Annotated in this window: 14 protein-coding genes and 1 pseudogene; 9 read left to right on the forward strand and 6 right to left on the reverse strand. The window is 51.3% G+C overall.

Translation table 11 applies throughout. The annotated features are described in order from the left end of the window. Nucleotides 1-5 precede the first annotated feature (5 nt). The gene (locus tag KTE_RS48270) at nucleotides 6-473 is read right to left on the reverse strand and encodes a hypothetical protein (RefSeq protein WP_236600866.1); all 468 of its coding nucleotides are present in this window, start codon (nucleotides 471-473) and stop codon (nucleotides 6-8) included. 237 nt (nucleotides 474-710) lie between these two features. On the opposite strand from KTE_RS48270, the gene KTE_RS37165 reads away from it, so the two are divergent. From KTE_RS37165 to KTE_RS37175, 3 genes and pseudogenes are all read left to right on the forward strand, one after another. Beyond that, nucleotides 711-1310 (forward strand): IS607 family transposase, encoded by a 600-nt coding sequence (locus tag KTE_RS37165; protein ID WP_201391111.1) that lies wholly within the window; start codon nucleotides 711-713, stop codon nucleotides 1308-1310. 41 nt (nucleotides 1311-1351) lie between these two features. After that, nucleotides 1352-1420, forward strand: a pseudogene (locus KTE_RS50110) (helix-turn-helix domain-containing protein); the annotation flags it as partial. A gap of 198 nt (nucleotides 1421-1618) precedes the next feature. Continuing rightward, nucleotides 1619-1987: a calcium-binding protein gene (locus KTE_RS37175; protein ID WP_201390718.1), complete on the forward strand. Its 369-nt coding sequence runs from the start codon at nucleotides 1619-1621 to the stop codon at nucleotides 1985-1987. A gap of 91 nt (nucleotides 1988-2078) precedes the next feature. Here the strand turns inward: KTE_RS37175 and KTE_RS37180 are convergent, their stop codons facing one another. From KTE_RS37180 to KTE_RS37195, 4 genes are all read right to left on the reverse strand, one after another. Continuing rightward, the gene (locus KTE_RS37180) at nucleotides 2079-2423 is read right to left on the reverse strand and encodes a hypothetical protein (protein ID WP_236600867.1); all 345 of its coding nucleotides are present in this window, start codon (nucleotides 2421-2423) and stop codon (nucleotides 2079-2081) included. 328 nt (nucleotides 2424-2751) lie between these two features. Then, nucleotides 2752-2907, reverse strand: coding sequence for a hypothetical protein (locus tag KTE_RS37185; RefSeq protein WP_201390720.1), 156 nt, complete (start codon nucleotides 2905-2907; stop codon nucleotides 2752-2754). A gap of 99 nt (nucleotides 2908-3006) precedes the next feature. Then, nucleotides 3007-3159, reverse strand: coding sequence for a hypothetical protein (locus KTE_RS37190; RefSeq protein WP_201390722.1), 153 nt, complete (start codon nucleotides 3157-3159; stop codon nucleotides 3007-3009). A 265-nt stretch (nucleotides 3160-3424) separates the two neighbouring features. After that, the gene (locus tag KTE_RS37195) at nucleotides 3425-5056 is read right to left on the reverse strand and encodes a hypothetical protein (RefSeq protein WP_201390724.1); all 1632 of its coding nucleotides are present in this window, start codon (nucleotides 5054-5056) and stop codon (nucleotides 3425-3427) included. A 296-nt stretch (nucleotides 5057-5352) separates the two neighbouring features. On the opposite strand from KTE_RS37195, the gene KTE_RS37200 reads away from it, so the two are divergent. From KTE_RS37200 to KTE_RS37220, 5 genes are all read left to right on the forward strand, one after another. Next, entirely contained in the window at nucleotides 5353-5967 is a 615-nt protein-coding gene (locus KTE_RS37200; RefSeq protein WP_201390726.1) for an IS607 family transposase, read from the forward strand. Next, complete coding sequence (locus KTE_RS37205; protein WP_201390728.1) at nucleotides 5939-7234, forward strand: RNA-guided endonuclease TnpB family protein; 1296 nt, start codon at nucleotides 5939-5941, stop codon at nucleotides 7232-7234. The genes KTE_RS37200 and KTE_RS37205 overlap by 29 nt, the downstream gene beginning before the upstream one ends. A gap of 179 nt (nucleotides 7235-7413) precedes the next feature. Continuing rightward, nucleotides 7414-8043, forward strand: a complete 630-nt coding sequence (locus tag KTE_RS37210) for an IS607 family transposase (protein WP_201390730.1) — start codon at nucleotides 7414-7416, stop codon at nucleotides 8041-8043. Further along, entirely contained in the window at nucleotides 8003-9298 is a 1296-nt protein-coding gene (locus KTE_RS37215) for an RNA-guided endonuclease TnpB family protein (RefSeq protein ID WP_201390733.1), read from the forward strand. The genes KTE_RS37210 and KTE_RS37215 overlap by 41 nt, the downstream gene beginning before the upstream one ends. Before the next feature lie 381 nt (nucleotides 9299-9679). Then, nucleotides 9680-10141, forward strand: coding sequence for a DUF4268 domain-containing protein (locus KTE_RS37220; RefSeq protein ID WP_201390735.1), 462 nt, complete (start codon nucleotides 9680-9682; stop codon nucleotides 10139-10141). Between the two features lie 354 nt (nucleotides 10142-10495). Here the strand turns inward: KTE_RS37220 and KTE_RS37225 are convergent, their stop codons facing one another. Further along, nucleotides 10496-11317 (reverse strand): G1 family glutamic endopeptidase, encoded by an 822-nt coding sequence (locus KTE_RS37225; protein ID WP_201390737.1) that lies wholly within the window; start codon nucleotides 11315-11317, stop codon nucleotides 10496-10498. Nucleotides 11318-11644: 327 nt separating this feature from the next. Between KTE_RS37225 and KTE_RS37230 the strand changes: the two genes are divergently transcribed. Further along, complete coding sequence (locus KTE_RS37230; RefSeq protein ID WP_201390739.1) at nucleotides 11645-12964, forward strand: RNA-guided endonuclease TnpB family protein; 1320 nt, start codon at nucleotides 11645-11647, stop codon at nucleotides 12962-12964. Nucleotides 12965-13120 lie beyond the last annotated feature (156 nt).

Below are 13120 nucleotides of genomic sequence, written 5' to 3' on the forward strand. Positions count from 1 at the left end.
TTCTTTTAACCTCCTACCAGGGCAACAAGACGAATAAAGAGCAGGTAGCTCTCTGGGCGCAGTTGGACCGAGCTATCCAGGTGGCGCTGGGGCTGGCCATCGAGAAAGACCAGGTAGATGCCATCCTCAAAGGCCTGTAGCGCCACCTGAACTGCCTCATCCTCATTGACCTCAACCGGCACCACTAGCTCTTCTTCCCCTCCCATGCTCACCTTGCCTGTTCGGGCGGCGTTGTTGATCTCTTGCGCGCTTAAAACGTGTAGTATACGGCGTTCTTGCTGCCGAAGCCGAAAAGCCTGGGTTTCCGCGCGTACCAGCGCGGCGATCAAGTCACGCAGCAGAATACCATGCCCAGTATCGGTGGCGGTGCATAGCATATCGGGAGAGAGCGTCACCTGCCAGGGAGCGTCGAATGGTTGGCGTTTCCCGATCATTCTAGCTTCGACGCGCAGTGTCGTGTTTAACTCATCCATAAGTACTTCTCTACATCGTCAAAATAGCGGTAAATTCCAGCAGCGTTCATAGTGTTTTGAATGCTGCTGATCAACTTTCATCCACAAGGGAGTATTCTCCTGAAGAGGGCGCAAAGCGGTTATGGATCAAGAAGGTGCAGCACCCATACTGTGAGGCTTGGGGCAGTAAACACGTGTGTGAACGGGGGCAAAAACTTTTAAGAAGTGTTGACACACATGGACAAAGTATGCTAAAATATAGACATGAAGTTAAGCACCTATGCACGACAACAGGGCATTAGCTACAAGACCGCGTGGCGATGGTACAAAGCGGGCATGCTGGATGCCTATCAAACTGAGACTGGAACCGTCATTGTGCGTGATCCACAAACGGCACAACCTGTCACGGGACGGATCGCCCTGTATGCGCGGGTCTCCTCACTCGATCAAAAAGAGGATTTAGCCCGCCAACTTGCACGCTTAAAGGATTACGCGGCGGCCAAAGGCTATCAGGTCTCCAAAGAAGTGACAGAGATTGCCTCGGGACTCAACGACAAACGCCCGAAATTGGAAAAACTGCTCGCTGATAGCAGTATCGGAACCATCATTGTTGAGAATCCAGACCGCTTGACCCGCTTCGGTGCTCACTATATCGTCACTTTATTGGAGGCACAAGGGCGGCATGTGGAGATGATTTTCCAGACCGATACGGGCGATGAGTTGGTAGACGATTTTGTGTGCGTTCTCACCAGCATGGCGGCTCGTATCTATGGACGGCGGCAAAGTAAACGGCGTGCTGAAAAAATCAAGCAGTGCGTTGAGCACGTGATGCGAGATGAGGAGCCCGAGGAATGCTAGTCAAGCAGGGCTATCGGGTCGAATGAGACCTCAACGATGCACAAAAAACGCTCGCTGTGAAGCATTGCGGGGCGGCTCGTTGGGCGTACAACTATGGTCTACGTCTTTAGCATCTAGTGACGTAGACATGTATACTCAATTTCGGATCATTTTCAGTTTTGATATTAATGTTGATTGCAACCGTCCCTTGGTTAAGCCAGGCCGCTCAGTTCTTTAGCTTGGCGTCTGTTATATACTATTGAGTGGCAAAGAGCCAGGTGATAGCGTTTTATAGATTCTTGATCTTTATGGATATCAGGAGGAAAGAGATGACTCGTCCCGATAAAGATGAAGAACGTGAAGAGCGTATCCACATGGAAATTATCGTGGATGCCTATGGTCCCGAAGAGCAAGCGACAAGCTGGTATAGCTATTTATCCGATACCTTGCAATTTCCGTTCTCCGCCCGTTGCGTTGTTCGCCGCACGACCTCGCCATTGGAGCCAGGAGAAGTAGTTAAAGTGGTAGCAATGGCTCCAGACGAGGTGTGTGAGCATGATATGCTAGTGTCGATCCAATGGAACCGCCGTCAATTTGCTGTGCCGTTAATGCAGCTCGCAGGTATTCAAGTCGAGGAAGAGACCCGGCAAGCCATTGAGGATTGGCAGTATTGGGTGAACCGAGGATACACGTTGTGATCCCAGGTTTTCAGGCCTCTAGAAACGTCTCTCGACGAGCACATAAGGATGAGGTTTCTCTGGCTTCTCCAGGCGTAGAGAGACAGATTGCTCAGGTTTCTTCAGGAAGTTTCGTTCCATCTCTGACCCAACCTCCTGTCAGTTTGAATGTGACCACTTCCTTGAAATCATGTAGAGCCTCAAGCATCTCCTGCAAGGTCATTTGTTGCTGTATCCCCTGCTTCCATGCTGGCTTATCGAGTGTTCCAAGTACCAGGTAAACATTGCCAACGATTTCTGGCTTTTGCTCACCGAAAAAGGCGGCAAGAAAATGTTCCATGTCGTTTTGATGAGCAATAAGCAAATCACAGTGTGGGCAATGGCGGCACGTCTTGTTAAGTGAGAGCACTTGCATTGGATCAATATGGATAACTAGCGGCAGCTTTCGCTGGTGCATCTTGTTCCCACACTGAGGGCACCTCGTTCACCGCACATCCTGATATGGATTGAGAAAAAAGCGGTAACGCGGAGGCTGTTTGCCAAGCGGTGTCGTGGCTTTCTTCTTCCGATTGACCATTGATAAATTGCTACTCCTTGATAAAAGCGATTGATTGGTTGCGCTTGCTGCTCTTAAAAGGCTCATTGAGTTCAACCAGCACTGGTGGACCTGTTCGCCGGGATGTGCGGAGCACGACAAGATTGTTTTTGGCGATTGTATAGTCAGGATCGATCTCAAAGTGCGCGTTTCAAAGCCACTTCGGCCTCATCGTAGCGTTCCTGCATCACTAAGCAGATACCCAGGTTTCCCCAGGACTGCGGTCGGCAATCTTCCATGGCATTGATGCTTGAAATGCCTGCCCGACCTCCTCCTTCTTCCCGCGTTCCATGAGGAGCAGGTCCTGCTGGAAAAGCTTTTCTTGCTCGATCAGTTGATCTACCATAAAGCCTGATCCGCGCAATGTGATGGACTTTTCCCGCGAGCTGACGACTGACTGCAACGCTTCATCGAACTGCTCTGTCAGTTCACTTCTTGTGTTCAGTTAGATGGCCCGCTCAATGTCGCGTAACGCTTGACCAAAGCGCATGGTAAAGCGGCTTGCCATACTTTGGTTGTACCAGAGTTTGGCGTTCTTCGGTTCGAGAGTAAGCGCCTGGATAAACGCGTCATAGTTTTGCGGGAAGTTCTGAAGCATGCCCTGAGCGGTTCTCAGTTACACTAGCACATCAGCGCGCTGCGGCGCATGCTGTGGGAGATAGTTCAACAGGCGTTCGCAGGTAGTCACTGCCTCAGCATAGTTTCTTTGAACGATCTAGAACCCGATGAGCTCGTGCTGTTTGTCAACCGACGATACGCTAGTGATAATACGCATTTTCGATATATGTGCTTTTTTGCCATCGTTCTTTCTCCACACTTTCCCTGGTCACGTGCAGCGAAGGCACATGGCTTCAGTATCCCCATTAGAGACCTCTTTTGTCCAATTCTTCTTTCAACGCCCGTAAGCTCTTATTGCTGTTCCGCAGGTTGGTAATATACCTCTCCCATTCCGCTTCCTGCCCCTGCTTCTGGTACAAGCGTTTGATCCGAGTCAAGTAGCCCGTCGCTTGCTGATAATTTTCGCGCCCGCGCCCATCAATGAGTCTTTGAACCACAGGCTTGTACAGCCGAATCGCTTCATCTGGGTAAGACTTCTCGGCCGCTTCTGCCACTTGTGCCTGGTAGTGGCTCGCAAGACCCTCAGAGCGATACCCATAGGACGGTGCCGCTGGTGTGCGCTCCATCTCCGCCAGGGCTGCAAGCGCTTGGCTGACCTCTTTCTCATCCAAGTAGAGACTGACGAGTGCCCCCCAACGGCCTTGCCGCTCTAATGTCCGAATCAATTGTGGTCGCAGGTCAGGCCAGAGATCTCCTGGCTGACCAGTTGCCAGGGCCGCCGATCGAACGGAGCGATAGGTGGTATGGTCCGGGCTCGCCTGGAAGCGCGCGAGCTCCATGTCTACCGCTTGCTTTGCCTGGCCGTACAAGAGGAACTTTTCGCCCAGCCAGCGCCGGTACGTATCGATGGTCTGTGCACTTGTGAAGTCCTGTGGCTTGCCCTGGAGAGCAGGTTTGACCTCGCCCAGCCTAACTTCCACAAATGCCAGGGCCTGCTCTTGCCACAACTCCCCTGATTTCAACAACTGCTCTGCAAACCAGGTCACTTCCATTGGTTCGGTCAAGTTGGCCTGGGCAACGGCCAGTGCTTCATTTTGACGGCCAAGCTGCAAGCATTTCTCCGCCATTTCTTTGTACAGACCGACTTTGCGATATTCTTCAAGGACATCTTCATCGCTGAAGTGCTCTGCCTGCTTGAGTGTTGCCAGAAAGTCGATGATGTGGCGGTTGTGCCACTTGCTTGAGAAGTCCTGCCCGGGTCTCAGCTCCTCACGTATCCATGCCTCAATGCTCTTCCGTTCCTGTGCTGTTGCGTGCTCCGCCATCGCCTCAGCGACATCTTCCCCAATTCCACCATATTTGTAGCCAAATTTCCAGAGATCGAACAGCGTCGTCAGCAACTCCTCGCGTGCTGAAGGACCCAATCGTTCATTTTGTGGGAGAGTGGGCTGAGCATTCAGACAGGCGACCAGGCCAGCAGCGCACTCCTCCAGAACCCAACTGACCTGGCCCTCATCATGTAACCCCTCATAGTGGGTCATTGTTTCCTCAGCAAGCGTTGCATACACCACCTGCGCGTTGGCCCACTCGCCCGCCTCGGCAAAGTCCTTGCCAATGTCGTAGAGCTGCTCTAAATCAGCAGCAACGCGGCTGGCAGCATCCCATCCTTCCCCCGCATGATAGAAAGCCGAGTCCACCTGACTTTGAATAGCGGAGGGATCAATCGTCCGCTCTCGCCCCTTGCCTGGCCGCTTCTTCTGTTGCGTCGTCGGAACCAGCGGCAGTTCTACCAGTAGTTCTATTAAAGGTTCAATCTCAGGCTGTCGCTGCACCAGCTGCTCCAGTAAAGCCAGGAGCTCTTCGCGGCTCTTTTCGCCGAGCCGCCCCATGAGTCCCGACTGATCTTTCCCATCCGCTCCAGGGTGGACTTTTGCCATCGGGGGTTTCCTCCGTTCCCTTTCTCTGCCAGCGTCTCAAAGTGGCTCCACGTTCACTGACCGCATGACCTGGCGCTTTCAGATCCCTTTTGCCTGGAACCTGTTTCTCCTCCTGTATGAAGATCCCAAATATGTTATACCTCGAATCTTCTACCGAAACAACATCTGCCAGGAGGAGCACCGACAATCGGCATAAAGCACCTGTCCAGGGTGCCAGAGAGATGATATGGTATACAGAGTGAGGAGCACATACCAACAGTTTTGACATAAGCACTCAATTATGTTAAAATGTGCTTATGCAGAACACATATAATATTCAAGCGTTTGGAAAACTTATTGGCAAGTCTACTAAAACGCTGCAAAAATGGGATCGTGAAGGCAAGTTAGTTGCCCATCGTTCCTCACAATCGAATAGGCGCTATTACACTCACGATCAGTACCTTGAGTACCGCGGGCTCAAAGCACCAGAACAGGGACTTACCATCGCGTATGCTCGTGTTTCAGGCGTTGCACAAAAGCCTGATCTTGCTCATCAACTAGCCGCTTTGCGATCCTATTGTGATGTTCATACTATTGCCATTGATGAATGGATACAGGACATTGGCAGTGGACTCAACTACAAACGCAAAGGATTTAATCGACTCATGGAGATGGTTGAGTTGGGACAGGTTCGCAAGATCATTATTGCCCATCGAGATCGTCTGGTTCGCTTTGGGTACGAGTACTTTGAGACATTTTGCGAGCGACATCATACCGAACTGGTCAGTATTAATGGTGAACATCTTTCTCCTGAACAAGAGCTCGTTCGTGATTTGATTGCTATTATCACGGTGTTTTCGGCACGTCTTCATGGACTCCGCTCGTACAAGAAAGTGATTAAAGATGCTGCTTTGCAAAAAGATCAGGATTGAGGTGTCCGAGCAAGACGCGGCCACCCTTGAATTCATGCAAGGCAAGTGTCGTGGGCTCTACAACTGGTGGGTAATGAGGCTCCGAGAAGGCGAAAAATGGAACCTCTACGAGGCAAAAAGGAGTTTGCAGGGAAGCAAACGCCATGATCCTGAGCTTGTTCAAGTCTATGGCAAACTCCTTCAAGAGGTCTACTATCGTCTTGATGGAGCCATGAAAGCCTTCTATCGCAGAGCGAAAGCAGGAGAAACGCCCGGTTTCCCACGGGTGCGTCCACGGCACTGCTTTTTCACGCTCTGTTATCCTGCCATGTACATCAAGATTGAAGGCGTCAATCTGCTTCTCCCCACGGGTGGAGGTGGCAAGCATGGCGCAAAGGTATATCCCAACGTGGTTGCCCACCTCACAGAAGCACCACCAGAGCACTTCCAAGAGGTCGCGATCAGCCGGGATGCCAGAGGTACCTACTATGCCTCCTTCCCGGCTGAGCGAGCACCAAAGCCATGTTCAACCGATGGCGTTGCCGCCTTTGATCTTGGTATCAAAACCCTGGCAACCGGCGTCAACGAGCAAAGAAGAGTCTACACCATTGGAGGCTTTAAAGGGTCACGCTGGTACAATAAACAACTGGACAAAATCCGGTCCAAGCGCGACAAGTGCAAGAAAAAGTCACGCCGCTACCTCCATCTCAGCAAGGTCTACAAGCGCGTGAGCGAGAAGAAACGTAACAAACAGAAAGATAGTCTGCACAAAGCATCCCATCTCATAGCCCACAAACTGGTTGAGAGAACCGTTGTGGTTGGGGACCTTTCTCAGCGGCAGATGGTCATGAAGGAGCATCGAAAGCGAAATAAGCACCTGAATCGAGCAGTCTATAACGAGTGGGGGCTTTACACCTTCATCGAAATGCTGAAATACAAATGCCAGTTGTACGGGAAAGATCTACACTTTTTAGATGAGCGCAACACGTCCAAAGCCTGTAGTGGATGTGACAATCTGCAAGCCATGCCACTATGGAAACGGACCTACTGTTGTACGAATTGTGGACTCGTCATGGACCGCGATGAGAATAGTGCGGTAAACATCTTGACGAGGTTCCTTGCTCGGCGAGAGCCACACACTCAGGCTCGTCTTGAGTGCGGTGTGCTGCATGCGACCCAAAGCAGCGTAGAAGCCAAAGAGGCTTCTCCCGCAGGCGGCTTGCCGCCTGCATGGGACTTACGCTGTGAGGAGCAAGTGCAGCAATTGAATCTATTTGAGTGGGCGTAAGCATATTTGAGTAGATTTAGAATGGCAGTTGTCAGAAAAAAAGAGGCAAAGCAGATGAGAGAAAAGCGAAAGAAGAACCATAGGCCGAGCGGCGGAAACCGAAGAGTCGATCAAGTGGATAATAAGGAGTGGTGTATTAGGTCTTGACAATATGTGCAAAAGTGTATTAAACTACTCCTATGTACTCAGTCGCACAGTTTGCCAAACAGATAGGCGTCTCGGTCAAAACATTGCAACGTTGGGATCGGGAAGGCCGTCTCACCGCGAAACGAACCGTTTCCGGGCGTCGCTACTATGACGAGGCCGATCTGGCCACCGCACTGAATCTACCACAACGATCGGCAGCACGTCGCATAGTGGCCTATTGCCGGGTATCGAGTCCTGCTCAACGACCCGATTTACAGAACCAACGAGCTGCCTTAGAGCGCTACGCGGTCTCCAGGCACCTGATAGTGGATGAGTGGATCATGGAGATCGGCGGCGGCCTCAATTTTGAGCGCAAACGGTTTCTCCGGCTCATCGATGCCATTGTCGAGGGAGAGATTTCGTGCCTGCTTATTGCCCATCAGGATCGGCTGGCTCGCTTTGGCTTTGACCTGCTCAAGCATCTGTGCGAGACGCACCACACGGAAGTCGTGGTGATGAACATTGAAACGCTCTCGCCCGAACAAGAGGTAGTCCAGGATTTGATGAGTATTGTCCACTGTTTCAGTTCGCGTTTGTACGGTCTGAGGAATTACCGCAAAACCTTAGAGAAAGCCCTTCAGGATGAATACCGCACACCGCATTCGGATGAATCCCACCCCTGAACAGGCAGAGTACCTCAAACGCGCTTGTGGGACCAGAAGATTCGTTTACAACTGGGGCCGCGAGCAGTGGGAAAAGCAGTATCAGGCCTACAAACACGAACAGGAAACGACGCCGGAGCAGGAGCGCAAGCTGAAACCTCCGACGGCACTGGCGCTGAAAAAACAGTTCAATGCGCTTCGACATGAAACCTATCCCTGGACCGGTGATGTCACCAAGTGTGTGGTAGAAGGAGCTTTTGATGGCCTTGGCAGAGCGTATGCAAATTTCTTTGCAGGAAGAGCGCAATATCCGAAATATAAGAAAAAAGGAAAATCACACGAGTCGTTTTCTCTCTCCAATGATAAATTCACCATGGGCAGCCACTGGATCTCGATTCCTGGCTTAGGACGCTTCATCCTCGATCAGCGCCAGATCACCAAAGGGAGAGGAAAGCTGTTACGCTCGTTGGGAACCGTCAATCTGGCCGAGAAGCTACGCTTTGTCGAGCAGGGGAGCGTGAGGACTCCCGCAAAGAAGCGGAACCAGCGCAAGCAGGTCATCTGTGAAGCAGTGAAGATTTTGGGGGCCACCGTCTCTTGTGAGGCGGGGCACTGGTACGTGAGCATCCAAGTAGAGATCCAGAAACAGCGTCCTCTCACTCCCACGCCTGTGGTGGGGGTCGATGTGGGCTTAAAGCAAGCGGCTGTGGTGAGCGATAAACGACGGCTTGAGAACCAAAGGCCGTTGGCACTCCATCTCAAGAAACTCGGCAACCTGCAACGCAAGCTCAGCAAAAAGCAGAAGACGAAAGATCCGGAAACCGGACGAACCACCTTCGGCAAAAACTATGAGAAGCAACGGCGCAAGGTAGCACGCAAGCATCAGCAGATTGCGAACATCCGTCGGGATATCCAGCACAAGTTCACCACCGAACTGGCGCGGACCTGTGGGGTCATCGGCATCGAAGACCTCAACATCCTGGGGATGATGGCGAACCGGAAGCTGTCACGTGCTGTGGCCGATGCCGCGATGGGGCAACTGTTGCAGTTTCTCAAAACAAAAGTGGCGAACGCTGGGGGAGATCTTTTCATCGCCTCGCGCTGGTTTCCTTCGACCAAACGGTGTTCGTGTTGTGGGCAGGTCAAAAAGCGCATGCCGCTCAAACACCGCACGTATGAGTGCCTGGCCTGTGGATTGGTCCTCGACCGCGACCTCAATGCGGCATGTAATCTGGCCTGGTTTGCAACAGACATGCTTCGCCAACTTCATGCATAAAGTTGGCCGTCCTGGGTAGTGGCTACGACCGACGACGTAAAAGCGCCTGTGGAGCCAATGTGAGACCGAAACGGGAGGGCTGATCCAAAGGTTCCCGTGCCAAGGCAACTGGCTGTGAAGCAGGAACAACTGACCGCTCAGGCGTGTCTTGTACACGTTTGAGTATGAGAAAGGTAGCAGGCAACATTCAATCCTTATTCGAGCAGTTGGGCTAAAGTATCGGACTGCCTCAAGTCAAGGAAGATGGGGACGATAAGGGCCCTACCTGTCTGCCCAGGGTATCGGATACTCTGCAGGCTCGCAGAATCAAGAGTGTCCTCTGGGCAGCTAACTTTATCTGCCGCCTTGGCAGCTTCGATGTGATATAGCGCGGAGGGGTCTATGTCAGATATTAGCCAAATCTATCATGCCTTCTGGGTGAGTTTGCTTCCGCAATCAAATCGCCAGACGGGCTTCTCACTGCGAAGTCCAACCCGCCGATCCTATGTTGAGTTCTGCCGTGTCGGGTTTTGCTTCCGCTATCGTCTGGAGTATGATACTCCCAATGCGCTTGTTGAGTTTGCACTCCTGCGCAGCGATGGTGAGCAGATCTACGAGAGCCTCGTTCGGTGGCGAAAGCAGATTAATGAGGCTTTTGGCGGATCACTGCTCTGGCTGCGAGAGACACAGAATGCGGAGCATTCCTGGCCATACCCTGCGCTTGCCTGGACGATCGCCTGCCCTGGCTTACGTGATCTGGATTGCGAAGCCTGGCCATCGATCCAATCGCAAATGATCGGTGCCATGGTGCGTTTGGAGCAGGCGGTTGTGCCTTATCTCCAATGCTGGCTCGAAGAGGATTGAGTCTTTGTATGGAAGCTAGCTGTTTTTGCCTGGCTAGTATACCCTTTGAGCGAGCGAAGAGATGCATCGAGAGAGTGGAAGAGGCCATCTGTAGTAGAGTTACATTAATTGGTGATAACATGCTATTTTGAGCTCAATTTCTGTAATTTTTTCAAGCTCTTCACCAATTACAGTCTAAACTGCCATTCCACCTAAAACTGGGAAAAACTGTGGACTATGGTCCGCATCATTTCTTCTCTTGTCAAACGCATATGATTGTCTATCCACACTGGCATCTGAACACAAAAGAACAGGGCATCTACATTAACACAACGCATGCCCTGTTCCTTGTCTAAGCAGATGTGCTATTCCTCATCACAGTCCGGAGAGGAGCCATTTGACTGTAAATGATGAGTCGGATTCCCTAACCGGGAGCACCTCGACCATTGGTCTGGGATCATGCTGGCGATCAATCACCATGGTCCACTGCGTAGGGATACCAGCGAACTGCCCTAGATGCAGTTCGCCACGAACCTTTGTCGAAAAAACTTTACATTGCGAAAGGGTGGTCTGCTGGAAATTTGCCAGGTAACTGGGCCCACCCCTTTTAGGCCGCTCAACAATCAATTCGGCCGTTCTTTGGTCGGAATCCGGACCTGCCGAGACCGGGCCGCGTTCCCTGTTTTGTGTTACATCGCGAATATAAAGAGAGTTTGGTCCCTCCACCCTAGCGATCATGTGGTCGCCGCAATGGACAATGGTTTCGTCGAGAACTTTTTTGTCCTCTTTATCCCGCGGATTGGAAAAACCCTGGTTCGCAAACCAAGCATAATAGCGGGTGTGAGCATGTCCCTGGGCATCATAGCTAATATCTTGTGTCGTTCCTGCCTGGACAAGGTGGTTGCTATTCACCACTCCGCCAAGTCCAACCCAGATCGAGGACGCTTCAGGCTTATGGCTGGTATTTCTTGGATCTGGCTGGATACAAGGAACATTCCACTCCGCCTCAACTCTTGTATATTCGCCATCAGCCCCATAGAACACTTGCCCACTCCAGTTATTCGATACCATATCCGTATTACTCACCGGAACCGTAGAGGCAACTGTGGCGGAGCCAAACAGAGAAAAGCAGAGCGCCAATAGTGTCGCGAATATGAGGCTTAACCGTTTGCTCTGCGTCATGAATGAGGGAGACATCGGAGTTTCCTTTCTTGATGCCATTTTTATGCTGATCTTCTTTCGTTAGCGCCGCAGACCACACATTTCTCTAATTTCGCACATGAATGCGCAGATATACGCATGCTCTGCACCTATTTCAAAGGTTCTCCCTTGCTTTAGAGTGAAGCTTGCGAACCATTGATAAGCGTTTCACCGAAAACGCCGCAGGATGCCCCTGCCCTTTCAGGCATGGGGAGGAATGCGGCGTTCCTTTGTCGGTGGCTTGGGTGGAATACGCCGTAGGCATGCTTTCATCTGCTCATGTATTGTTGACAGTCAGATGAAAACTATGGTATAATTTAGACTATGAAAACGGTATTAACAGCGAAACTCAAATTGAATACAACGCCCGAGCAATTCAAGGCATTACGTACAACGCAACTGGCGTATCGTGATTCACTCAACTATGTGAGCCAGTACGCCTTTGCGAATGGCAAAGTGAGTAATGCTCTTCGTTTGCAAGATGCCACCTACGAAGAGATCCGCCTCCGTTTTCATCTGCCTTCGCAAATGGCCTGTTCTGTTCCTCGCCAAGTTGGAGCCTCGTATAAAGCCCTCTGGACAAAGGTGAAGCACAATGCTGCTCATCGTAAGGCAGGTCTCACCAAGAAACGGTATAAAGGGCTTGATCAGGCTCCTACGTTTCTCTCTCCCACGTTGACCTACCAGTATAAGAAGGACTACACGTTCAAGAAAGAGCAGCACGTGAGTCTTCTCACGCTCGATGGACGTATCGTTGTGCCCTATACTGGCTACAATAAGCATGTGGCATTGATCCAACGTGGTACGGAGATTGGTGCATCGAAACTCTGGTATGACAAAGCCAAGAAGCAATTTTACCTCCTTGTCTCCCTGGACGTGGAGACGGCTGATCCTACCCCCGAAACACACAAGCAGGTCGTTGGCGTGGATGTTGGGATCCGATACCTTGCCGTCACGGCGACAATGCAAGGCGATTGCACCTTCCATGCTGACCCCTCCATTGTTGCTAGATCCCATCACTATGCACGACTGAGAAAGCGTCTGCAAAAAAAAGGCACTCGTTCTGCAACGAGAAGGCTCGTTGCCATCAGTGGACGAGAGAGACGGTTGAAAGCAAACGCCAATCATGTCGTGAGTAAACGGATTGTTACCCACTATTCTCAAAGCTTGATTGGACTGGAGCATCTGACAGATATTCGCGAGCAGACCAAACGACGGAAAGGCAAGCGAGCCAGTGCAAAACAGCGCAAAGCCAATCGTGCCTTTTCCAAATGGTCCTTTGCAGAGTTGCACAGTATGATCGCTTATAAAGCGCTCTTGCATCGAAGTATGGCGATCAAGGTGGATGCCAACTATACCTCGCAGGCCTGCCCCAAATGTGGGCATACCTGCAAAGAGAATCGTCCACACAAGGGCTTGCTCTTTCTCTGTCAGAATTGTCAGTACACGCTCCATGCCGATCTGGTTGGTGCAAGAAACATTGCGATGCGAACGCTTCTTATCCGGCAAGACTGGATAGGAACGGGCCTCTTGTCAGTACGCCCTGATGTGTCGGACGATGAAGCCAAAGCAGCACGCCTGAAAAGGTATGCTGAATTGCGGTGGAGTTCAGACACAACTCCAAGCCCTCGGCTTTCGCCGTAGGGTACTGACTTATCTCACTAATAATCATCTTTCACCAAAAAGAGAAAAAGAGAACAATGATAGTGAAGTGAAAGTATATCATCCATCACAACAACAGGTCGACTATCGGCAATTGGTCGGGTGTGGCTCAACATTTTGCAACGGGGTGGACAGCGC

It is taken from the genome of Ktedonobacter sp. SOSP1-85 (assembly GCF_016587415.1).
GTDB lineage: Bacteria > Chloroflexota > Ktedonobacteria > Ktedonobacterales > Ktedonobacteraceae > Ktedonobacter.